Annotated in this window: 11 protein-coding genes; 8 read left to right on the forward strand and 3 right to left on the reverse strand. The window is 41.0% G+C overall.

From position 1 onward, the window contains the following. Window positions 1-208 precede the first annotated feature (208 nt). The 3 genes from H6G74_RS01545 to H6G74_RS01555 all read left to right on the forward strand — a co-directional run bounded on the left by H6G74_RS01545 (window position 209) and on the right by H6G74_RS01555 (window position 6,431). A complete protein-coding gene (locus H6G74_RS01545) occupies window positions 209-1,198 on the forward strand; it encodes a YegS/Rv2252/BmrU family lipid kinase (protein ID WP_190965973.1) in 990 nt (329 codons plus the stop codon). A gap of 180 nt (window positions 1,199-1,378) precedes the next feature. Beyond that, entirely contained in the window at window positions 1,379-2,929 is a 1,551-nt protein-coding gene (locus H6G74_RS01550; RefSeq protein WP_190965974.1) for a metallophosphoesterase family protein, read from the forward strand. Window positions 2,930-3,311: 382 nt separating this feature from the next. Beyond that, window positions 3,312-6,431, forward strand: coding sequence for an MFS transporter (locus H6G74_RS01555; protein ID WP_190965975.1), 3,120 nt, complete (start codon window positions 3,312-3,314; stop codon window positions 6,429-6,431). Between the two features lie 291 nt (window positions 6,432-6,722). Here the strand turns inward: H6G74_RS01555 and ftsH are convergent, their stop codons facing one another. Next, a complete protein-coding gene (gene ftsH / locus H6G74_RS01560) occupies window positions 6,723-8,660 on the reverse strand; it encodes an ATP-dependent zinc metalloprotease FtsH (RefSeq protein ID WP_190965976.1) in 1,938 nt (645 codons plus the stop codon). Between the two features lie 191 nt (window positions 8,661-8,851). Between ftsH and H6G74_RS01565 the strand changes: the two genes are divergently transcribed. The 5 genes from H6G74_RS01565 to H6G74_RS01585 all read left to right on the forward strand — a co-directional run bounded on the left by H6G74_RS01565 (window position 8,852) and on the right by H6G74_RS01585 (window position 20,156). Next, window positions 8,852-9,046, forward strand: coding sequence for a hypothetical protein (locus H6G74_RS01565; RefSeq protein ID WP_190965977.1), 195 nt, complete (start codon window positions 8,852-8,854; stop codon window positions 9,044-9,046). A 66-nt stretch (window positions 9,047-9,112) separates the two neighbouring features. Next, window positions 9,113-10,249 (forward strand): AI-2E family transporter, encoded by a 1,137-nt coding sequence (locus H6G74_RS01570; RefSeq protein ID WP_190965978.1) that lies wholly within the window; start codon window positions 9,113-9,115, stop codon window positions 10,247-10,249. A gap of 477 nt (window positions 10,250-10,726) precedes the next feature. After that, window positions 10,727-12,106, forward strand: a complete 1,380-nt coding sequence (locus H6G74_RS01575) for a hypothetical protein (protein ID WP_190965979.1) — start codon at window positions 10,727-10,729, stop codon at window positions 12,104-12,106. A 32-nt stretch (window positions 12,107-12,138) separates the two neighbouring features. Continuing rightward, window positions 12,139-13,824, forward strand: coding sequence for a C25 family cysteine peptidase (locus H6G74_RS01580; protein WP_190965980.1), 1,686 nt, complete (start codon window positions 12,139-12,141; stop codon window positions 13,822-13,824). Between the two features lie 269 nt (window positions 13,825-14,093). Beyond that, a complete protein-coding gene (locus tag H6G74_RS01585) occupies window positions 14,094-20,156 on the forward strand; it encodes an nSTAND1 domain-containing NTPase (protein ID WP_190965981.1) in 6,063 nt (2,020 codons plus the stop codon). On the opposite strand, the gene H6G74_RS01590 is transcribed toward H6G74_RS01585, so the two are convergent. Both H6G74_RS01590 and H6G74_RS01595 read right to left on the reverse strand, forming a co-directional pair. After that, window positions 20,150-22,939 carry a zinc-dependent metalloprotease gene (locus tag H6G74_RS01590; RefSeq protein WP_190965982.1) on the reverse strand — a complete coding sequence of 930 codons (2,790 nt, stop codon included), beginning with the start codon at window positions 22,937-22,939 and terminating at the stop codon, window positions 20,150-20,152. The two genes, H6G74_RS01585 and H6G74_RS01590, sit on opposite strands and share 7 nt — an antisense overlap. A gap of 574 nt (window positions 22,940-23,513) precedes the next feature. Further along, the gene (locus tag H6G74_RS01595) at window positions 23,514-24,200 is read right to left on the reverse strand and encodes a PHP domain-containing protein (protein ID WP_190965983.1); all 687 of its coding nucleotides are present in this window, start codon (window positions 24,198-24,200) and stop codon (window positions 23,514-23,516) included. Window positions 24,201-24,465: the final 265 nt, after the last annotated feature.

Below are 24,465 nucleotides of genomic sequence, written 5' to 3' on the forward strand. Positions count from 1 at the left end.
TTATGTATCAGCTAGTTCAGCAAAATACTGAATAATGGCATTATTTAAGTGGTCAGATCCCCGACTTCTTCAAGAAGTCGGGGATCTTGTCAACCAACTACCTATTTCTGAAGATGAGTAAACCTGTCGTCAGAGAGAAGTCAAGATTATCTGGGAATGATAGGAATATTTTGGTATGTTAGCGATCGCTGCTTAAAATTTAACTTTTATGAATCGTTCCGCCTGCCTCATTTTCAATCCAGTAGCGGGTCAAGGTAACCCAGAACAAGAACTATTAGAGATTCGCGCATTATTAGAACCAACTATTGATTTAGATATTCATTTCACAACGGAAGAAGTCGGTGCTGATCAATTGGCTTATGACGCAGTTCAGCGCGGAGTGGATGAAATTATCGCCTCTGGTGGTGATGGTACACTTTCAGCAGCAGCCGCCGCAGTCATTAATACAAATATTCCCTTTGGGATTATTTCACGGGGAACAGCCAATGCCTTTGCCAATGCTTTAGGTATTCCCGACACCATTGATGCAGCCTGTCAAACAATTTTACAAGGAGCGACTCGCAATGTAGATGTAGCTTATTGCAACGATCGCCCATTAATCTTACTAGCAGGTGTGGGATTTGAGGCGGAAACTGTAGAAAAAGCTAACCGAGAAGCAAAAAACCGCTTTGGAATTATTGCTTACATCTTGGCGGGACTCCAGCAATTACGGGAATTACAGAGTTTTGATGTTGAAATTGAGACCGACGAAAAAATTATTAAAACCACAGCCGCAGCCGTCACAGTTGCTAATGCTGCACCGGCGACATCAGTTTTGGCACAAGGTCCGGGTGGAATTATTTACGATGATGGATTACTCGATGTCACAATTGTAGCCCCTATCAGCAAAGCCGGAGCGATCGCTGCGACATATCATTTATTTCAAAGTGCGTCTTCGGGGAATGCAGTTGAACGGGATGATATCGGCTATCTCCGCGCCAAACAATTTAAAATCACCACTGAACCACCACAAAAAGTTGTCATAGATGGTGAGATAGTTGGCACAACACCAATAGAAGTCAAGTGTGTTCCAGCAGGTTTGCGGGTGTTTGTACCAACAGTGGAAGAAGTTGAACCCGCAGAAAAACTTGAGGGACTGCCAAATCTAGTCATTGAGTTGAAAAATCCCCCACCCAGCGAAGAAGAAACGGGAAGTTAAACCTGGATTTCTCACAAGAGAGAAATCCAGGGGTGTGGGAAGGGTGGGAGGTGTGGGAGGATGGTGAAGAAATCTTTCCCCCCACACTCCCCTCTCTCCCCACACTCCCCAAATTCGACACCCTTACACCCAATCTCAACGAATATCCTTTGTGCGTCAGTCTTGTAGGAGTAAAATGTTTTGAAGCTTGTTTCTGATCCAGCGATCGTCAAAAAAATTCAGAAGATGAACCAGCGTGTTCGCTGGGAAGATCCGTTAATTCAACGGCGTGGTATTGACCAAACTCAGTTAATGCTAGAAGATGGTCAAGCTGATAATCCTGAATTTTCGTTTTTGGTAGTCGGAGATAGCGGTTCAGGGAGACATGGTGGACAAAACCCCCAAAGACAAGTAGCGAAACTCACATTACCTCATCTTGATGACTGTCGCTTTATGCTGCATACAGGGGATGTGATTTATTTAGTGGGTTCTAGTGAGTATTATCAGCAAAACTTTATTCGACCTTACAAAGAATATCTGGTTGGTGGTGATTTTCCTAAAAAAATTGCCTACGACAAGATGACTTTTCGTGTACCGATTTTGCCTGTACCGGGAAATCACGATTATTATGATTTACCCATAGTCTTGAACTTGCTATCAATTACAACATTACCAATTCGCCGCTTATTGCGATCGCGCTTAGATTTAGATGTTGGTTTACATGGTTCAAGTACAGGCGAAGCTTACGCCAAAGCATTTCTTGATTATCTCTGTGCTTTGAAGTTTCCTGGCGATTTAGACCGACATTTAGACACATACTACACCGCCAACACTAAGACAGGTCGCTGTTTGTCCTACCAGCCAGGAAAATTTACTCGTCTGCCAAATCGTTACTATAGTTTTCGTTATGGTGGGATTGACTTCTTTGCCTTAGATTCCAATACCTTCAATGATCCGCCATCACTTCCCCAAACCGCCGAAGGCGACGCACAACGGAGAATTTTAGAACAACGCCGCCAAGAATTTGAACAGGAAAAACAGCAAATTCTGGAATTATCCAGCAAGTTGAATCCAGATAATCCCCACGAAGCTGAATATTTAGATGATTTATACGTCAAGCTATCGCAAATTGAAGAACTGGTAGTTGATATTGACAAACAATTAGCGCCGCAACAAGCAATCCATACTGACATAGAACAGTTGGAATGGCTAAAACAAAGGTTAATTGCATCTTGGCAAAATTCCCAAGTGCGGGGAAGGGTGGTGTATTTCCATCATCCTCCCTATGTTACGGAAGCAACTAAATGGCAACAAGCACAAACACTAGCAATCCGCACTCGCTTGCGTGAAGTATTCAACGCCGTAGCGGAAACAGTGGGTGATGTAACTCAAGGTCGTGCGGTAGTGGATTTGGTATTAAACGGCCATGCTCATTGTTTAGAATATCTGCAAACATATAACACTGGACACGCAGACTCAGCGATTAACTGGATTGTGTGTGGTGGAAGTGGGTTTAGTTTGCGCCGACAACGAACTGAAGGCGCTGATTTAGTCGAGGGAAATCAATTAATTGCGCGATCGCATTTGTTTGTTGGTCGTAACGGTCATGGTTCGGAAAAACGCCGTCCTTACTCCTGCTTGCGAATTGATGTCACAGGCGAAGGCCGTCCTAAATTTATCGTCCGGCCTTTAGTCGCTGAATGGTATCAACGCCACTGGCACAATTATCAACTAGAACCTTTGGTGATTTAACTTGAATTTGACAGACCTCTCCCTCCCAACCTCCCTCTCCTAAAAGGTGCTACTGTGTACACACAAATCTTTTAGAGTTAGTCGATACATTCACAATGTCAGGCGATACACTGGCAATGTCAGGCGATACACTGGCAATGTCAGGCAATACACTGGCAATGTCAGGCGATACATTCACAATGTCAATAAGGCAAAAATGAAGAATACCTTTGACTTTTGCCTTTTTACTTTTGACTTCTCCGCCTCCTATAAAACTACGACTTTCGGAAATAGGCTTTACCCCCTAAGAAAGTGTCAGTTAAAGAATTTGGTACTTAGCGTAGGAAGTAGCTAGTTGCTGACAAAGTAACTGGCGTTTATTGAGCATGAATGAGAAAATACTATGCTTCAAATTGTCGAAAATTCTTTAGGATGGCATTGGCTGAATAATGGATTAGCAGCCATTACCGAAGTGCAAGAAATACTAACTCCAGAACAAGCATCATTGGTTTTTTCTGGGCCGAAATTTTTAGTTTCTTTGGTAGCTGGTGTCTTAATGGCGTTTGCTTTTCAACTGTTACTCACTAACTTTGCAGTCGCTTTCAGAATTTCTGCCACAGATGATGATTCATCTTCTAGTGATGATGAAAGCTTAGGGAGTACAATTCGCAAAGTAGAAAATAAAGTTGGAATTTGGGCATTAATTAGCGCCACAATTGCATTATTTACTGCTTGTTTTTTGGCAGTAAAACTCAGTTTAATTGATAGTGCATTGTTAGGCGCAATTATTGGTGTAGTTATCTGGTCTGCTTACTTCTCAATTGTAGTTTGGTTTGGTTCATCAACAGTAGGTTCATTAATTGGTTCAGTTGCTAATACTGCTAATGCAGGAATGCAAGCATTGATGGGAACTGCGACTAGTGCTGTAGGTGCAAATTTGGCAAAACAGCAAATGGTTTCGACTGCGGAAGATATTACAGCCGCCGTTCGCCGAGAGTTAATTTCTGGTTTTGATGTTGATAATATAAAATCTACACTGCAAAGTTCTTTGACTAATTTGCCAAAACCACAACTAGATTTACCAGATATTCGCAAACAATTTGATCAGATTTTTGGTGATATCGATTGGCAATCTCTACCTGAGAATTTCCCACAAAATTTTAATCGTCAAACTTTTGTTGGTTTAATTAGCGATCGCACCGATTTCTCAAAAGCTGATATTAATAAAATCGCTGACCAATTAGAAGCAGCTTGGAACCAAAATTTAGCGCGGCGCAATCCAGCACAGCAAGTCATTAACTTGATTACATCGGCAACTCCCGAACAATTGCAATCAGATGAATTAGGCGATCGCTTGCAAGAATTAGTGACTGTTGGTGGTAACGGTAATGGTAGTAATGGCGGTATCAGCAAAGCCATTCAAACTGGTTTAACGGCTGCTTTACCAGTAGTTTTAGAACGGGTTGATGTCGCTGATATCGATGTAAAAAAAATCACCAATCAGTTACAAAAGCTCAAGGATAAAGTTCAAGATTTAGATATCGAAAACATATCTCATCAACTGCAAGAAACTATTGAAAAAACTACGCAAGGACGAGGTGGTTCATCTAATTCTCATTACCGTCAAGATGTAGAAGATTACATTAAAAACTCTTTACCTTGGCACTTTAACCGCATCACTATTAAAGATGAATTCCGCGATGTGATTTATGATCCACAAGCAGATGCGGCAACTATGCGGCGGGAATTAGAAAGTTTCAACCAAGAAGAGTTTGCGAATTTACTCATCCGCCGCAGTGATATTAGTGAAGTTCGAGTTAAAGAAATTGCTCAACAAATGGAAGAAATTCGCCAAGAAGTGTTAACAACTTTGCAGCAGGCGGAAGTTAAAGATAAAAGTCAAGATTTGCGGAATCGCATTGAAAATTATCTACGTTCGACTGATAAAAAAGAATTAACCTCTGAAACTGTTGAGCGAGATTTTGCTAATTTACTCACAGAATTAAACGCTGATTTTAGTGATTTAAATGAACGCTTCCAAGGATTGACTCGTGATGTCTTGCTGCAAGTTTTACAGCAGCGTCAAGACTTTAGTGATGAAGAAGCTAATAATTTGCTGAATAACTTAGAAAGTGTCCGGGACTCTGTTTTAAATCAATTACAGGAACAAGCAACAACTCAAACTGAAAACTTACGCCAAAGAGTCGAAGATTATCTGCAAAATACTAACAAGGAAGAATTAAGTCCTGGAGGTATTCGTCGTGATTTCAGCACTTTATTGCAAGACCCTCAAGCCGGATTTAACTTGCTGCGTCAACGTTTATCGCAGTTTGATCGTGATACTTTAGTTAGTCTGCTGTCTCAGCGTCAAGATTTGAATGAAGATGAAGTTAAGCAAATTATTGATCAGCTAGAATCAGTCAGAAATAATATCTTGCAAACCCCGCAAGTGGTAGCAGATAAAGCTAAAAAACAGTACGAACAAACCACAACTCAAATTGCAGAATATCTCCGTAACACCAATTTAGAAGAACTCAACCCCGAAGCAATCCGCAAAGATTTAGAAAAATTGCTGGTTGATCCCAAAGAAGGAATTTCTGCAATGCGTAGTCGCTTGTCGCAAGTTGACCGCGAAACCTTAGTTAAACTCGTTAGCCAACGGGGAGACTTAAGCGAAGAACAAGTAGAAGGGATCATTGACCAAGCACAAGAGGCGATTACTAACATTATTAAAGCACCGCGCCGCTTGGCAAACCGTACTGTTCAGCAAGTAGTCGATTTTGAAAGAAATCTCGAAGATTACCTACGTCACACCAATAAAGAAGAACTCAACCCAGACAGCATTAAGCGTGATTTACAACTGCTGTTACGCGATCCCCGTACCGGAGTTAGTAACTTGAGCGATCGCTTATCTCAAGTTGACCGTTCTACAATTGTGGCGTTACTATCCCAACGTGAGGATATTTCTGAAGAAGACGTTAACCGCATTGCTGATCAAATATTATCGGCGCGGGATGCAGTTGTGAAGCAATTCCGGCAGATTCAACAAGGTGTGCAATCAGCAACCGAAGGGGTGAGAAACAGAATTCGGAACTATCTCAATTCGTTGAATCGTCCTGAACTGGATTATGAAGGGATCAGACATGATTTTGCCAAATTGTTTGATGACCCCCAAGCCGGATTTGAAGCCTTGCGCGATCGCTTGAGTCAATTTGACCGTGATACCTTAGTTGCAGTTCTCAGTTCACGAGAAGATATTTCCCAAGAAGACGCTAACCGCATTATCAACCAAATCGAATCCGCCCGCGATAGTGTCTTGCAACGCGCCGAACGCATTCAGCAAATCACCAAAGAACGTTTACACAGTATCCAACACCAAGTGAAAAAACAAGCCGAAGAAACCAAAAAAACCGTTGCTAACGCCGCTTGGTGGTTATTTGGGACAGCACTCACCTCTCTGGTTGCAAGTGCGATCGCTGGTGCTATGGCTGTAACAGGTTTTACTATCTCGGCTATCGGCTAGGAGGCAGGAGGCAGAAGGCAGGAGGCAGGAGGAAAAGTCTTACTATGGCAATCCTAAATGATTTACAAAAATTTTTCTTCCTTGTCTACCCTGTCCTCCTTGTCTCCCTTATTTCTGTTGTTCACATATCAAATAAGATTGCTATATTCCTGGTATTCCAGCTTTCAAATAAAAACGAAAAAATGATTTTGGAGGGGGCTTGGGGGACGCAACCGTCCCCCAATCGGGGGTTTGGGGGAGAATCCCCCAAATCTTGTTCATAAAGACAACGCACCACCCAGATTTAATTATTTAATTCAACACGGATTGCATCAATGGTTTATCAGGTGAGACATTTCCTGAACGTAACCATTCTGACAGGTCTTCGGGGGCTTTGGCTTGTTTGAGGCGATCGCGCAAGTCTGAACCTTCGAGAATTTCTCTTTGCAGTAGTTCTTGGGCGGTTTCTTCTAACAAGTCGCGGTTTTGTTGCAGAATGCTCAAAGCAATATGATGAGCGTTATCTACTATTTGTTTGACTTCGTTATCAATTTCTTGGGCGACTTGGGGACTAATAGAACGGCGGGCGTTACCGTAACCATCCAGAAACTGCTGTTGGGTTTTCTCAAAGGCGACTGGCCCTAATTTATCGCTCATCCCATATAAGGTAACGTAACGTTCGGCTAAGTCGGTGGCTTTTTGAATATCGTCACTCGCGCCTGTGGAAACTTTGCCAAAGACGATTTCTTCGGCGGAACGTCCACCCAGTAAGGTAGCAATGCGACCGCGAATTTCATCTTCAATCATTAAGAAGCGGTCTTCTTCGGGCATTTGAATGGTATAGCCCAACGCACCCACACCACGGGGAACTACGGATATTTTTTCGACTTTACCCGCCCCAGGCATCAACGCACCAATGATGGCGTGACCAACTTCGTGATAAGCGACGGTCTTTTTCTCAGTTTCGTTCAGCACACGAGAGCGTTTTTCTAAACCTGCAACTACACGTTCGATCGCTTCGTTGAAATCTGCCATAATCACGGCTGGGCGATTTTGCCTTGCGGCTAACAATGCGGCTTCGTTGACGAGGTTGGCTAAGTCTGCACCGGCAAAACCAGGAGTTCTGATGGCGATGGTGGCGAGGTTAACATCATCCGCCAGTTTAACGTTACGTGCATGAACTTTGAGGATTGCTTCTCGACCAATTTTATCAGGGCGATCGACCACAACTTGACGGTCAAAGCGACCAGGACGGCGCAAAGCGGGGTCTAGGACTTCGGGACGGTTGGTTGCAGCGATAATAATTACCCCGGTGTTGGCATCAAAGCCATCCATTTCGGTAAGCAATTGGTTGAGGGTTTGTTCCCGTTCATCGTTACCGCCGACAAAGCCACCCGCACCACCGCGAGATTTACCCAATGCGTCTAATTCATCGATGAAGACGATACAAGGTGCTTGTTTTTTCGCTTGTTCAAACAAATCGCGGACACGTGCCGCACCTACACCAACGAATAATTCGATAAATTCGGAACCAGAGATGCTGAAGAAGGGAACACCAGCTTCCCCTGCGATCGCTTTTGCTAGTAATGTTTTACCTGTACCTGGAGGCCCAACTAACAACACACCTTTAGGAATTTTCGCGCCTAAGTTGGTGTATTTGGTCGCATTCTTCAGAAAATCGACAATTTCTTCGAGTTCGACTTTGGCTTCATCTACCCCAGCTACATCGGGGAATTTTACCCCAGTGCTACCTTCAGAATAAATCCGGGCTTTGCTTTTACCAACAGTGAGTGCAGCCGGGCCACCACCTTGGCGATTAATTAAAAAGCCCCAAATCCCAAAGAAAATTAATGGTGGTGCAACCCAACTTAAGAGCGTGCCAATCCAAGCATTTTGGTCTGGAAGTGGTGCAGCAAATTCAACCTTATTCTCGCGCAGAATTTTCGGTAAATCTAAATCTAAGGCTACAGGTGTGGTGGCAAAGACCTGTTCAGTAGTTTTATTATCGGGAGTTTGCCCTTTGAGCGTATACTCAATGCGATCGCCTCCTACCACAGCACGGTCTACTTTACCTTGCTGAACTAGTGCCACAAAGTCACTATAAGGCACTTGTGGCAATCGCGGCCCAAAGAAACTAGGAACAATAAAATTAAGCAGTAATAACAGAGTCAGTAGTATTAGTAAGCTACCACCAAACTGCCTCACTCTTGGCGGTTTGATTGGATTTTTGTTATTTTTTTCTACGGGCATTTTGATTTATCCTTAATTAATTTTTTGCCAAAAGTCCAGCGTTAATATTTTTTCTTTTTACTTTTGCCTTTTGACTTTTGCCTTGTTCTACTAGCCTCTAGGTTGTGTACTTATGTGAATATTGTAGAGAGTCTTCCTTTGAGCTTATATTCGGGTATACCCTACAGAAAAAGGTGAATTGCCGTACTGCTATGCCAAACCAGTTAATTTTTATTGCCAAGCTACTTGTACTGTCAGCTTTGTTATCTGCGGCGATTAAGTACATTTTGCCAAGTGTGCCGCTTCCTGCCACAACGACAAACGCCTTAATTTTAGTTTTGTCACCGACTGTAATTATAGCGATCGCTTTATTCTGGCGATTTCAAACAAAAACAAATTTAACTTAAATCGTCTAGGCGTTATTGCTAAAATCAGCTAACCTAACTGCATCACCAACAGCCGGGAGTTAACCTGTGAATCTTGGTCAATGGATCGGTTTAATCGCCATAATTCTTTCTTTATACATTTTGTGGCAAATCAAAGAAGTTTTGTTGCTGATGTTTGCCGCCGTGGTGTTAGCCAGTACTTTAAATCGGTTAGCCAAACGTTTCCAAAACTTAGGAATTAAGCGCGGTTTTGCTGTCATCATTTCAGTGGCTCTCTTTTTTGCTGCGGTGGTGGGTTTTTTCCTGTTGATTGTGCCACCTTTTGCCCAACAATTTCATGAGTTAACTTACCGGGTTCCCCAAGGTTTAGAACGCTTTAATAGTTGGCTGGATGAAATGAAAACCAGGGTTCCTAGCCAATTAGTCCCCTACATCCCCGATCTCAATAGTTTAATTCAGCAAGCACAACCTTTTATTAATCGCGTTTTAGGTAGTTCCTTTGCCTTTGTCTCCAGTTCTTTAGAAGTTGTTTTGAAAGTGTTGTTGGTACTGGTGTGGACAGGAATGCTGTTAGCTGATCCTGTAGCTTACCGCCGAGTTTTTATTCGCGTGTTTCCTTCTTTTTATCGCCGTCGGGTAGATGGCATTTTAGATAAATGCGAACTTTCACTGCAAGGATGGGTGACAGGTGCGCTGATTGCGATGGGTGTCGTCGGCTTGATGAGTGTGGTTGGCTTATCAGTTTTGGGTGTAAAAGCAGCCTTGGCTTTGGGAATTTTAGCAGGCTTTTTAAACTTAATACCCAATTTAGGCCCCACATTAAGCGTAGTTCCAGCAATGGCGATCGCTTTATTAGATGCTCCTTGGAAATCTTTAGCTGTCTTGATCCTCTACTTTTTTATTCAACAAACTGAAAGTAATTTTATTACACCTTATGTCATGGCACAACAAGTTTCATTGTTACCTGCTGTGACCTTAATTTCTCAACTATTTTTTGTGACATTCTTTGGCTTTTTAGGCTTATTTTTAGCTTTACCTTTAACAGTTGTTGCTAAAATTTGGGTACAGGAAATCTTAGTCAAAGATGTATTAGACCAATGGGGAACTCACCATTCCAAAGAAACTGAGATGGTGATAGTTTGTAACCCTCCTAATAATCATGATGAATTTTATGAAGAACATCCCCCTACTTCTGTGGAAGAGAATTTGCCTAAAGAAGATTAATTTAGAGGTTAGAGGCTAGGGGCTAGAAAATTAATAGTCCTGATTTTCTAGCCCCTAGCCTCCTTTGCGCCTCTGCATTTCTGCGTGAGACAAAAAATATTTATGCAAGAAGTCTAATTTCTCTCCTCATCTGACTTGCGAATTTCGTTCGTCGGGGTTAAGTACTTTTACTATGATTTTACTCTGACGGAATAATTTATTGTATAAATCGTAACTAAAGATAATAATTTTTTGCAAATACTTCCGTGAAAACCAAGTATTATCACTGAGGATTCACTGTTTTTTTATGGTTAAGGTGTATTTAAGTGTGTAGGCATAACTAAGTATATGTGATGATGAATTTAAAAATTAAATAAGTATCCCAATGCTAATTATGCGGTGCATCTACCACTTATGAAGCTGTATTGAGGGTGAGCGATCGCTCACTAAATTTCTTGGTGCAGTATATCAAAATTACACCCATACCAAAATTTTTCCATGCCAATTGAAACTGTAAACATTACTACCACTAAATTATCGTTAGATTATTATCTCGTCGCTTTTGATGCTAACGGCAATGAACGTCTAGAACCTACTGGTTTTATGAGTCAAAAGTTAGTAGATATACTAGCTACTGAACCCATAACAGACGTATTTTTGATTAGTCACGGATGGATGGGTGACATTCCCGCAGCCAAAGAACAATACAACAATTGGATAACAGCTATGGGGTGTAACTCTGCTGATATCCAGAAAATCAAAGAATTACGCCAGTCACAAAACCAGGAATTTCGCCCTTTATTAATTGGGTTACATTGGCCGAGTAAACCTTGGGGGAATGAAGACTTAAATGCTAAACCCACATCCTATGACACATCAGGGTCAGAGTTAAATAATTTAATTGAAGAATATGCCCAAGATGTAGCTGATACAGAAGCAGCCCGTGATGCACTCAGAACAATTTTTGCCGCTTCTATAGAATATGCTAATCCGCCAGAAAATTTACCACCGCAAGTGAACAAAGCTTATGAGGTGCTAATCAATGAAGCTGCTTTAAACGGTGATGAAGAAGATAACGCATCTTTAAACTTAAACCCAACAAATATTTATCAATCTTTGATAGCAGAAGAACCAGAAACCCAAGAAATTAGTTTTGGAATTGGCGATTTTTTCCAAGCTAAAACTAATCCATTTTTGGATGTTTTAGGTTATCTCTCTTATTGGAAAATGAAAGAACGGGCGCGGGAAATTGGTAGCACCAGTGGCTTTAAGTTATTAACTCAACTGCAAAAAGCTGCGGCTAAAACAGTCCGATTTCATTTGGTTGGACATAGTTTTGGATGTATTGTGGTTTCTTCAATTGTTAATGGGAAAGAAAATAATCAGTTAGTCCGCCCAGTTGATTCTTTAGTATTGATTCAAGGTGCTTTATCACTTTGGTCTTACTGTCCTGATATTCCCCGCCGCAAAAATTTACCTGGTTGTTTTTCCTCTATTATCAATAAACGCAAAGTTACAGGCCCAATTGTGACTACTCGGTCTATTCACGACAGTTCTGTGACAAAACTTTATCCAGCGGCCAGCCAACTAGGTTGGTTCCAAGGTCAAGATATTAACTTTGCTGAAACTCAATCAGAATTTCCTGAATATGGCAGTATTGGTACTTTTGGCATTCAAGGGATTAACGAAAGTATCAGCCTCAAAATGTACTCCTGTGACAAGGCATATAATTTCCAGGCAGGTAAAGTTTACAACTTAGAAAGCAGCGAATTCATCCGTAACATCAACATCAAGACTGGTAAAGATGAAGATGCTCACAACAACATTGACAAGAAGGAAGTAGCTCATGCTGTTTGGGCTGCGGCTTTTGGTAGTTAATTAAAACAATTAAAACACAGGGTGTATTGAATATGGTCGTAGAACAACTCACCGAAGAACTATATTTCAACGGTATTGATGCTGCTTCTGGTAGCTATTTATTGCCACCATTAACACCGGAACAGTTGGCAAAAATTGCTCAGGGTGAAAGTTTTGACCCTGAAGAACTCATTGAACTTCAGCAAAAAGACCAGAAAGTTAAAGGTCTAGACCCGCATTTTGCGCCGATGGAAGGGGTAGACCCAAAAAACTTGGCCGAAACAGGTTGGGGTGTGATTTTTGCTTATAATGCTGACCCAGCTATTAAAGAAGCTCTGAAAGAATTATTAGAGCATCGCCAAAGACAAGCAACAGCAAAAAACGAGCATTTTTATAAAGAATACATAGGCCCCAAAGGTTATCGTCCTGGGGAATCGAAGAATCAATTTTTATCGCGTCATGGTGTTGGCCCAGGCCCAGCCGACCCAGATAAAATGCCGTACTATCTGTTGATTGTGGGTGATCCAGAAACGATTCCCTATCGTTTTCAATATCAATTAGATGTGCAGTATGCGGTGGGTCGGATTTACTTCGATACCCCAGAAGAATATGCTCAGTATGCGCGGAGTGTGGTGCAAGCCGAAACCAGCAATTTAGCATTACCCCGCCGCGCCAGCTTTTTTGGAGTACGTAACGCCGCAGATCAAGCCACCCAACTCAGCGCCGAAAACTTGATTCGGCCTTTAGCTGACTGGATGCTGAATGAGCAGAAAGACAACGAGTGGACAGTTAATAGTATTCTGGCGGAAGAAGCAACTAAGGCTCGTTTAGGTAGATTATTGGGTGGGGAAGAAACACCAGCATTGTTGTTTACTGCTAGTCATGGTATGGGTTTTCCCAATGGTCATGAAAAGCAACTCCGCCACCAAGGAGCGTTATTGTGTCAAGACTGGCCAGGCCCGTTGACATGGCGCGAAGCAATTCCCGAAGATTTTTACTTTTCGGCTGATGATATTGGTAGTGATGCTAAGTTGTTAGGGTTAATTGCTTTTCACTTTGCTTGTTACGGTGCGGGGACTCCGAAATTAGATGAATTTGCTCATCAAAAAGGCTCGAATGAAAGATTAGCGATCGCACCTAAGTCTTTCATTGCGCCTTTACCCCGACGGTTACTAAGTCACCCCAATGGCGGGGCTTTGGCGGTGATTGGTCACGTCGAACGGGCTTGGGGTTGTTCTTTTGTGTGGGAAAAAACTGGTAAGCAATTGGCAGTTTTTCAAAGTACCTTAAAACGCTTACTAGAAGGACATCCAGTCGGATCAGCCGTAGAATATTTCAACGAACGCTATGCAGAATTATCTTCTGATTTAAGTACAGAATTAGAAGAAATTAAATATGGGGCGATGGCTAATCCCATCACGTTGTCAGGAATGTGGACAGCGAATAATGATGCTCGCAGTTACGCAATTATTGGCGACCCCGCAGTTAGGCTAGTTGTCGGTAACAATTCCACAGGCGATCGCCCTGTGATCGAATCGATCAAGTTACCCACAGCACCCGCAACACCGCAGACATCATCGGATACACCTGCAATTCAACAAGCCCAAGCAAACTTATCCCAAGCCTTGGAGCAGTTTATCAAAGCTGTTGATCAAACGGCAGGCGATCGCTCTCAAAAACTTCAAGTCACAGTTTCTACTGTGGTGAGTTTACTGGAAACTCTCAAGAAATTAGGTTAATTCGGTAATGAAAACTTAGGGGCTAAAGGCTAGAGGCTAGGGACTAGTGAAACATCCCGTGTCTCTAGCTTTTCCTGATTAACGCCGTGTGCAACTTTCTCTCAAACCTAACCCCCAACCCCTTCCCTACAAGGGAAGGGGAGCAAGATTCAAAGCCTCTCTCCGCTTCGGGGAGAGGTTTGGAGAGGGGTTTCAAGAATAAGTTGCACATCGCTAATTAAACTATCTCCACTCCCTACTCCCCACTTCCCACTCCCTACTCCCCACTTATGAATACCTTCGAGATTATCATCCAACGCAAATCAGGAGATAGCTGGCCGATTGTGGTCGAATATAGTCGGACGGGAACACTTTTACCATTGCGTGCAGAAGGTAATCTCCAGCTAAAGGAAACAGATTTACAACAACAAATTAGTTTACTAGGACAACCACAAAAATACGGCATACTCTTAGGTAAAGCTTTATTTCAAGATGAAATCCGTGATGCTTTTACCGCCGCAATTCGGGAGAGTGAAGATTGTTTGCGGGTTTTGCTGTTTATTGAGGCTGTTGATAAAGAACTCAGAACTCTGCGTTGGGAAAGGTTGTGCGCCCCTTTAGATGAAGGTTGGCAAATGTTAGCACTTGATCAGCGAGTGCCTTTTTCTCTATATATTCCCGCCACCACAGACCGACGTTTCCCCCCAATTGGACGGCGAGATTTACGCGCCTTAATCTTAGTTGCTAGTCCCTCGGATTCGCAAAAGTATCAATTAGATTTGTTTGATGTGGAAGGTACTGTTAAAAGTGTGCGTTCTGCTTTGGGTGATATTCCCAGTGATGTGTTAGCAACTGTTGATGGGGCAATGGGTTTGCCAACTTTAGATGAACTCTGCACTCATTTAACAGATAGAACAAAGCAGTATACATTATTACATTTTGTCAGCCACGGTAAATTACTCGACAATGGCGAGACAGTGCTTTATTGGTCAAAGGCTGATAATACAGTTGAGCCAGTCACAGCAACACGGTTGTTAGATAGACTGCGGTTATTACGTGGCGCAAAGGGATTACCCCATTTTACCTTTCTCTGCACTTGTGAAAGCGCCCATCCAGATGCAGAGGCAGGATTAGGTGGTTTGGGACAGCGTTTGGTGCGAGATTTGGGAATGCCGGCGGTTGTCGCTATGACAGAAAAAGTTTCGGTTAAAACCGCCCAAGCTTTAGCAGAACATTTTTATAAGCAACTGCATGAGTCTGGGGAAGTTGACAAGGCGCTACAAGAGGCGGCGGCTTCCTTGGCTGAAAGGTATGATGTCACAGTACCGGCTTTGTTTAGTCGCTTGGGTGGTAGACCGCTATTTAGTGACCAACTAGATAGAGATTTGACAGCCGCAGAAATCGAGTTTGGTCTGAAACAATTAGAGAAATTATTGTTAGAGCGATCGCCTACACTATACCCCAAACTCCACAACCCATCCCAAAAATTAACCGATACTTTCGGCACAGATATCACCACTTTAAGTCCCCAAACGAAACAAGAACGAGAACAAGCGTTAATCGAAGTCAATAACTTGGCGCTGGAAGTCTTGGACTTGAGTTTTAATGCGGTGGCGTTGAATAAGCAATTACCAGCCTACGATAGCCGTTGTCCGTTTTTGGGTTTGTATCCTTTCCGCCAACAAAACCGCGAGTTCTTTTTTGGGCGAGAACAATTAATTACCCAACTACAACAAAAACTAAGTGAACATAACTTTTTGGCGGTGTTGGGTGCATCGGGGAGTGGTAAATCATCCGTTGTCTTGGCGGGGTTAATTCCCACGTTGCAAGAAAAACAGCCCGATTTAGTCTTGGCTTATCTCACTCCCAACAATAACCCCAGCGAACAACTGCAAGCTAGTTTATCGGCGGTGCAGAATCAACCGTCAATTATTGTAGTTGACCAATTTGAAGAACTATTCACCCTGTGTAGTGACGAAACTCAGCGCCAAGAGTTTATTCAAAAATTATTGAGTTTGACCCAGCAACAGCCTGTAATTGTCACCATGCGGGCAGATTTTTGGGGTGAATGTGCAACTTATCGTCTACTCAAAGAGTTGATGGAGTCTCACCAAAAATTAATCGGGCCGATGGACGCGGCGGAATTGCGAAAAGCAATGGAATTACAAGCCGCACAAGTAGGGTTACGTTTTGAAGCTGGGTTGAGCAATAACATTTTAGATGATGTGCAAGGCGAACCAGGGGCAATGCCCTTATTGCAACACGCCTTGTTAGAGTTATGGAAACGGCGACACGGACGGTGGCTGCGGGTTGAGGAATATGAAGCCATTGGGGGTGTGCAGAAAGCGATCGCCCAAACTGCCGATGAAGTTTACAATAGTTTGTCAGCCGACGAACAAGAACAAGTTAAAAATATCTTTATTCGGTTAACTCGCTTAGACGAAAACGCCGTCCAAGGTGAAAGGCGCAGAGATACACGCCGCCGCGTTGGGTTAGAAGAATTAATTCCCGCCGGCGACAAGCAAATATTAACCAAAAATCTCCTCAAGCGGTTAGCAGGTGAAGGTGCGCGACTGATAGTAGTTAGTGTTAATTCAGCCACATTTCAAGAAGAAGTCGAAGTCGCCCACGAAGCCTTAATTCGCCATTGGCCCAGGTTAATTACTTGGTTAGATGAAAATCGCGTGAGTTTGCAACTGCGTGAAACAATTCGCCAAGCAGCCTTTGAGTGGGAAAAACAACAAAAAGACGAAAATTATCTAATTCATCGCGGCGGAAGATTAAAAGAATCCCAAGAACTCTTAAAACAATCGGGCTTTTTAAATCAACTCGAATCAGAATATATCTCTACTTGTGCAGCATTTCACTTACGCCAAGAACAAGAAAAAATCAATCGTCGCCGTCGTGATATTACCACCATCCTTTTCATGAGTGGCGGGACAATAATTACTTTAATTATTACAAGTTTGTTATTCAAATCATTAGACCTATGGCGCAAAGGAGAATTTAATGAAATCAATGCCAGTAGTTTAAATTCTTTGGCGCTGTTTAATTCTCATCAAGAGTTACAATCAGTCATCTTAGCAATTAAGGCAGGCAAAAAACGACAGACTCAAAACAACATTAAATTGTTCTTTTCTGAACCATTATCACTGGTTCATCCTCCTGAACCATTCAGAGAAATCCTAGAAAAAATCAATGTCGGCAAGAGCAACCAAAAACTCGATCAATCACAACCCAGAGTCATAGAAGCTTTGCAAAAAGCTGTATATCAAATTAAAGAACGCAATCGCCTAATTAAACATGAGGCTACTGTTCAAACAATTGCCTTCAGCCCGAATGGCCAAATTATCGCCTCCGGTAGTGCCGATAAAACTATTAGGCTTTGGGATTTACATGGTAAAGAATTAACAGTTCTCAAAGAACATCAAACTAGTATTACAAGTCTTGCCTTTAGCCCCGATGGTAAAACTCTTGCTTCTGCTAGTGAAGATGGTGAGGTAAAAATCTGGAATTTGGCAGATTTTGATGAGAAAAATAAAAATTTAATTTCAAATAAAACTTTAAAAGAAAATCTTGTTACAAAAATCAGTTTTACCCTTGATAGCCAAAAGTTAATTATTGCTGGTTTATATGATGTCAAAATCAAGGATTTAAAGAAACTGGATGAAGAAGGAGAATGGCTGATAGAGGAAGAAAGAAATAACGTTATTACAAGTGTGTCCTTACGCGCAGATGGTAAGATATTAGCAATTGCCAAGGCAAATAATGAAAATTTTAGTTTCGATGGTAGTCCTCTGAAAGAGAGTACTATAGAATTTTGGAATTTAGAAGATAAACCCAAAAAATATACCCAATTTATTACAGCCCAGAAAAATACAATTTCCAGTATAGTTTTTAGTCCTGACAATAAAACTTTAGCTGCTGCAAGTATTGATCGTGTAGTGAAAATTTGGGATTTAAAGCAGTTAAATAGTCAGCCAATAAAAACCTTAAAGCCGCCTAGTGATACTCAGGATAAAAGTGAAGATATTAATATAGCTCTAGACTTATTAGCCTTCAGCCCAGATGGTCAAACTCTGGCTTATGGTGATAATAAAATTGTTCAAATATGGGATTTAAATACTCAAAAATTACAAACTAGTTTAAAGGGTCATCAAGCTGATATATCTAGTGTTGCTTTTAGCCCTAATGGCGGAACCCTAGCCTCAGCAGGTGGAGACAATACTATTATTCTATGGAATTTAGATGGCAAACTTTTAAATACTCTTACAGGACATGAAGCCGCCGTTAATCGTCTGACACTCAGTCCTAATAGTCAAATCTTAGCTTCTGCCAGTGATGATAATACAGTCAAACTCTGGGATTTGAATGGCAAACTTTTACATACATTAACAGGACACAAATATGCAGTCACCAATATTGCATTCAGCCCCGATAATCAAACTTTAGCTTCTACCAGTAATGATAATAAAATCATTATCTGGAATTTAGATGGCACATTATTACATAAACTGACAAACAATAACTATTCACTAACCAATATTGCCTATAGTCCTGGTGGTTATATCTTAGCTTCTGCTGGTAGTGATAATACTATTAATCTTTGGGATGTAAACAGTAATTTATTGCATACCCTCAAAGGTCATAAATATGCAATTACCAGTATTGTTTTTAGTCACAAAAATAAAATTATCGCTACAGCCAGCAAAGACAAAACCATTAAACTCTGGAATTTTCAAGGCGAGCTACTACAAACGCTAAACGGTCATCAAGCAGGTGTTACAAATATTGCTTTTAACCACAATGATAGAATTTTAGCTTCTGGTAGTGAAGATGGAACACTTAAACTTTGGAATTTGCAGGATAAACTATCATCATCAACTTTTAAAGATAAAAATCATTCAGCGCCTATTACAAGTGTAGTCTTTAGTCGTGATGATAATCAGGTTATCTTTGGTAGTGCAGATGGTACTATTAGACTTTGGGTGAAGAATAAAAGTTTGCGTACATTAACAGCCCATCAAGCAGCCGTGACTAGCATTGTTTTTGATGCCAAAACTAACACTTTTGCATCTACAAGCGAAGATAATACAATTAAATATTGGAATTTAAATGGGACACTGCTACAAACCTTCCGAGGACATCAAGCCGCAGTCACTAGTGCTATTTTTCATCCTTATAAAAGAATACTGATTAGTGCTAGTAGAGATAAAACTATTAAAGTTTGGAAGCTGAACAAAATTGGGCAAACTCTCAAGCACTCAGACACAGTTACAAGTGTTGTTTTTAGTCAGGATGGCAAAACTTTAGTTTCTGGTGGTTATGATCAATTCATTAAAGTTTGGAAATTAAATAATACGGAAGAAAAGCCACAAGAATTCCTTTTTGACAATGATATTGCCAAAATAATCTTGTCTCCTGATGGGAAAAACTTAATTGCGGCTACTAAGGGAAAATATATAATTTCAGGGAAGTTACAGGGTGAAAAACCACAAGAAATAGAATTAAAGCCAAGTGATAATAATACAGTTACAGTGACTAGCATTACTCTCAGCCCTGACGGTAAAATAATTGCCTCTGGTAGTAGCGATAAAACTATCAAACTTTGGTATTTAAATGGTAAGCCGTTGAAAACATTTTCAAATAAAAGTGAAGTTACACAACTAGCCTTTAGTCCTGATGGTAATCTCTTAGCTTCAGGTAGTCAGGATAAAACCATCAAACTTTGGGATTTAAATGGTAATCTTAAGCACACCCTTAAAGGACATACAAATGAAGTTACACAAGTTGTATTTAGTCCCAAGGAAAATATTCTAGCTTCTGGTAGTAAAGATAAAACTATCAAACTTTGGGATTTAAATGGTAATCTGTTGAAAACATTGTCAGATAAAAGTGAAATTACACAACTAGCCTTTAGCCCTGATGGTAAAATCCTCGCCTCTATTAGTAAGGATAAAAATATCAAACTCTGGGATTTAAATGGTAATCTCTTGCATACCTTAAAAGGACATGAATCTCAGGTAACAAGTGTAGTCTTCAGTCCTGATGGTAAAAATTTGGCTTCTAGTAGTAAGGATAAAACTATCAAACTTTGGGATTTAGATGGTCGTCTGTTAAACACATATTTTGGACATGAGTCTGTCGTCACAACTGTAGCCTTTAGTCCCGATGGCAAAACTTTGGCTTCTGGTAGTTGGGATAATACTGTGCGATTGTGGAATGTGGAAGAAACTGATTTAAATAGGTTGCTTGCCAGTGCTTGTGAATGGGTAAAAGATTACTTGGCTAATAGCGATGATGTAGAAGGTAGGGACAAAAAAGTTTGTGATGACGTTTCCCTATCTCAATAACTCTTGGAAAGCAACTGGGAATTTAAGGCTTTGCTAATGCGATCGCCTGCAAATTCTAAATGAGCTATTGTGTAAATATCGAATGTTTCGCCAAATTCTTTCAGCTTGTTATCAATGGCTGTTTGCAGTTGTCGCAATTCATACCAAGCTAGTGTGCGGCTATCTTCTAATTCATCATGAGTCTTCAACAGCATCTCTAACAAGATGTTCAGGTGTTCTTGTTGTAGGGAACGGCGAATACTAGATATTGATTTTGGTGGTTCTGGGGTGAAAATTTCTGTCCAAATACCTGTTTGCAGGGTATCAAATAATTCTGGTAAAGACAGTGCTTGTCCAGGTTGAGCTTTTAATTCTACATCCCGCAGACGATTGATGCGATCGCTATCTAACAGCGATCGTAATATGGCACTCTGGAAACTGAGAATGCGATCGTGAATCGGATAATCAAGACGAGTATGATGTATTGGACTACCCCAATGTTGCCAGCGCGATGGTGCAAGTTGATTTAACAACTGCGGTGAGAAACTAAAAGCATCTTCCGCAAACACATATTCTTGCAGCTTGGCTAATGCTTGACGTTGTTGGGTTAGGGAAACGGGTACAAAAGCCCAAGAAATCTCATCACCAGCATGAAGCCGCCGAAATGACTGCCCACCAATATATTGAGAAAGTAAGCTGGCATTGCGGAAATAATATCTCAGCACTCTATTAAACAACACCCGCAAGCTACTATAACTTTCTCCCTTGGGTAAATAACCTTCATCCAGACGTTGCCACATCACACGGGCGTTGTCCATTTGCCATTGAGAATACACCAACACATCACTACTTATATCCCAAACATTCGCTAACGGGTTGATGTCGCGGATATCTTCGTCAGTGGCGTAAGACAATTCTGGTTGCGGTGATGCTAAGGCAATTGCTTCTAAAAAGCTTTTTTCAGTTTCCGGCGTAACTATTTCACCCTCGACATCAGGTAGTTTTTTGTAACCATAGGCAATTGCCCATTCATCATAAGGGCCGACCACACTCGGAAAATACTCACCTTGCGGCACACCTTGAGGGGCAATATTCACAGGTAAATAGTCCATCACCGAACCTGTTAAACCTTTGGTTTGGGTGATTTCTGGGTTATTCAATTCTTGCGGCGCTAACATTGTGCTGCCATGAAAATTGTGCCGCAAACCCAGAGTGTGTCCCACCTCATGGGCAATAACAGAACGCAAGTATTGATGAACATACTCCTTCATCATTTCACTATTGGGCTTGGTATTTTGCAGCAGTGATAATGCTAACGCCCCCATAGCGACTTGTTCAGTGGACTCTGTGCCGTAACAAGTCTCTGTGTCTTGGGAGTGGGGAGTGGGGAGTGGGGAGTGGGGGAAGACAAGGTAGAAAGACCTCTCCCTTATCTTCCTTGTCTCCCTTGTCCCCATTGTCTCCCCTGCACCCCTGCGCCCTGCCGCCTGCGTCTCTTCTGTCTGACACATTGATGAAGCCTCGATCAGTGCATGATATTCTTGTTGAACTGAGCGCACCATGTTGGCATCAACAATAATATCTGCGTCTAAGATTTCGCCTGTGAGGGGGTTTACGCGCATTGGCCCCCTAGCAAAGCCAGCATCTAAAGAGTTGAACCAGCGAATAGTGTTGTAACGCACGTCTGCGGGATGCCATTCAGCATCATCTGGCATTTGTCGCACTTCAACAGCATTTTGAAATCCTGCTTTTTCAAAGGCTTTATTCCACATTAAAACGCCTTCTCGAATGGCATCTCGGTATATTGGTGGAACAGCATTTTCAATCCAAAATACAATCGGTTTTTTCGGTGGAGATAAAGGTGCGTTAGGGTCGGATGGTTCTAAATGCCAACGATTAATGTAACGGACAAATGGTTCTTGCAGATGATCTGGCGAAAAATCTTGGAAGGCAGTAATAAAATAACCTACTCGGTCATCAGCAATTCTGGGAATATAGCCGTTATTTTCTGGTAGTTGGGAAAAACTATAATGTACTTTTAAACTCAAGGCACGACTGTCTGGCAATGTTGTTAAATTTGCTCCTTCTGGTGATGAAAAACCATAAATAGAATCAATTTCAACATTATCTAAAAAACTCTGCACATCACCAAAATAAGATTTAGTTTTATCAAAGTGATATTCAGCTTGTAAATAGTATTTTAATAAAGGTGCTAAACCGGAAAAATCCTGCATTAACAGTTCTTCTAGGTCAATAACTAGACTGTTTGTGCTTGGTTCAATACTATCAATTGCCACAGAATAAAGTACTGAATCACTGAAGGAACGAGTTAGCGATCGCTGTTCAGCTTCACCTGATTTTATCCGAAATTTGACATTCTGAACTACGAAATGCAAATTATCCTTGACACGCCGCCAATAAAACAAAAAATCAGCTAAAGGTAATCCACTATAAATCCCACTTTCCCCAATCCCAGATTCTAAAGTAATTGTAGCGAGATAACTTTTATTTAGCTGTTCTGGCTTAATTGCTAAATAAACTTTGCCAGATTCTGTGTCTTGATAAGTTGTGAATAGTCCCGCTTGTTTAATTATCCCTTTCTCTATAGGCTGAGATGGCTGTGTTTCTGCTGGTTTTTTTTCGCCAAAATCACTAGTATCTACTAAATTTTCTACTCCTGGAATTGAATTTATTTCTTGAGGATTTGGTTCTGAAAGTTGATTGGCAATTGCCCAACTATTATTGCAGAAAAAGTTATATAGAAATATTATGCAGATTGCTAATTTGGCGATCCAGTGTTTCATTCTTTAGCTTTTGTTTGTGCAGTAGTGATTGTGTCGAGGCAAAACTGTATTTTTCAAGACTTATTCAATACTTAAGACTGACTTGTAGTGTCAATTCACTGTAGTCAGACACAGAATTATTTAACGTCAAAGATTAGAAGTCTGGCGATTTAAAGTTGCGTCTTGCAAAGAATTTTTCTGGCTCCATTGAAATTAATTGTATCTTAAGGTAGATGTTGTATACGGCTATAGATATATGTTTTTTTGAACTATATATTGTAAGGCTGTTGCAATAATGTATGTCTTGCTACACTTTTTTCCATAACAAAATCCCCGCCTTTGATTCAAAAGGCGGGGAGTTAAAGCTGTGAATTATTTCTAGTGAATTTAGTAGATTTTATTGAATAAAATTAACCATAGATGTAGATATTAGCTTGATAAAAGTTGGTTATTAACTAATACCAAATTGAAGAATGATTGCGCCAAATGGATTGTCCAAAAGCTTACCAGTAAACCTTTTTTCAATCTAGAACCCAATATGGTATAGTCCCCTGGCTGATTCAACCAGGAGTAGTTCAGGCAATTAAATATACATTTACAATCGCTGGAGTAAATTTAAACCATGAGTATCAGTACCACAGGTATTAAATAAGCCATATTCAATAGCTAACTGTTGCACTTGTTCTGATTCTTTGTGACTTGGTTTCCAAGGGTTGGGGTTATTATAAGCGTAGAAACTTTCTACACCATCAATTCCTTGTTCCGCCGCCGCCGCAATTAAATCAAAATGCGATCGCCGATAACGTGCGGGGTGTGCTAAAACCGCTAATCCACCAGCTTCATGAATCGCTGCAATCACGTTAATTGCTTCATATTCTCTACCAGTGACAGCGTGTCTTTGCAAGTAAGGTTTAATACTAGAGTGATTTGGTTCAAAAGCGTAAGCCAAAATGTGAACCTCATTATCTAAGAGGTTGGCATTAATTTCTGTACCACTCCACAAATCAGGAATATTACTATCAGGATTGTTCCACTTCCAGTCTTCTAACCAAGCTTTTGCAGCTAAATAGCCACCAATATTGTGATGATCAGTAATCGCTAATCCTTTTAAGCCAATTGCGATCGCTTGTTCCATCAATGCACTCGGCTCTAACTTCCCGTCAGAATAGACTGTGTGCATGTGAAAATTAAAGAATCTCGGACAACTTTGGGCATCTATCTTCTGGAATACTTGTTTTAAAAGTTCGCAAGAAGTCGATGTCCGCGCACAATTCATCACCATAAATATCCTCTGCACAAATATACGCAGTTATTTACAAACTCAAACACCACACCTATAGATAAGAAATCACCAGCACAGATAATCAGTACTAGGAAGTATTCAGTTAGCTTACTCAGCTTAATTTTGCAATATGTTAAGACTACGTTAGCAAATCTAAATGATAATGAGCATGAGTATTTTCGATTGCTTTAATAAGTGTCAGTTAAAAATTTTTCTCAAAAATTCAGGTAAATACTGACACTGGTTTTTAAAATGAATACCAGAT

Source organism: Nostoc spongiaeforme FACHB-130 (assembly GCF_014698475.1).
GTDB classification, from domain to species: Bacteria; Cyanobacteriota; Cyanobacteriia; order Cyanobacteriales; family Nostocaceae; genus Nostoc_B; species Nostoc_B spongiaeforme.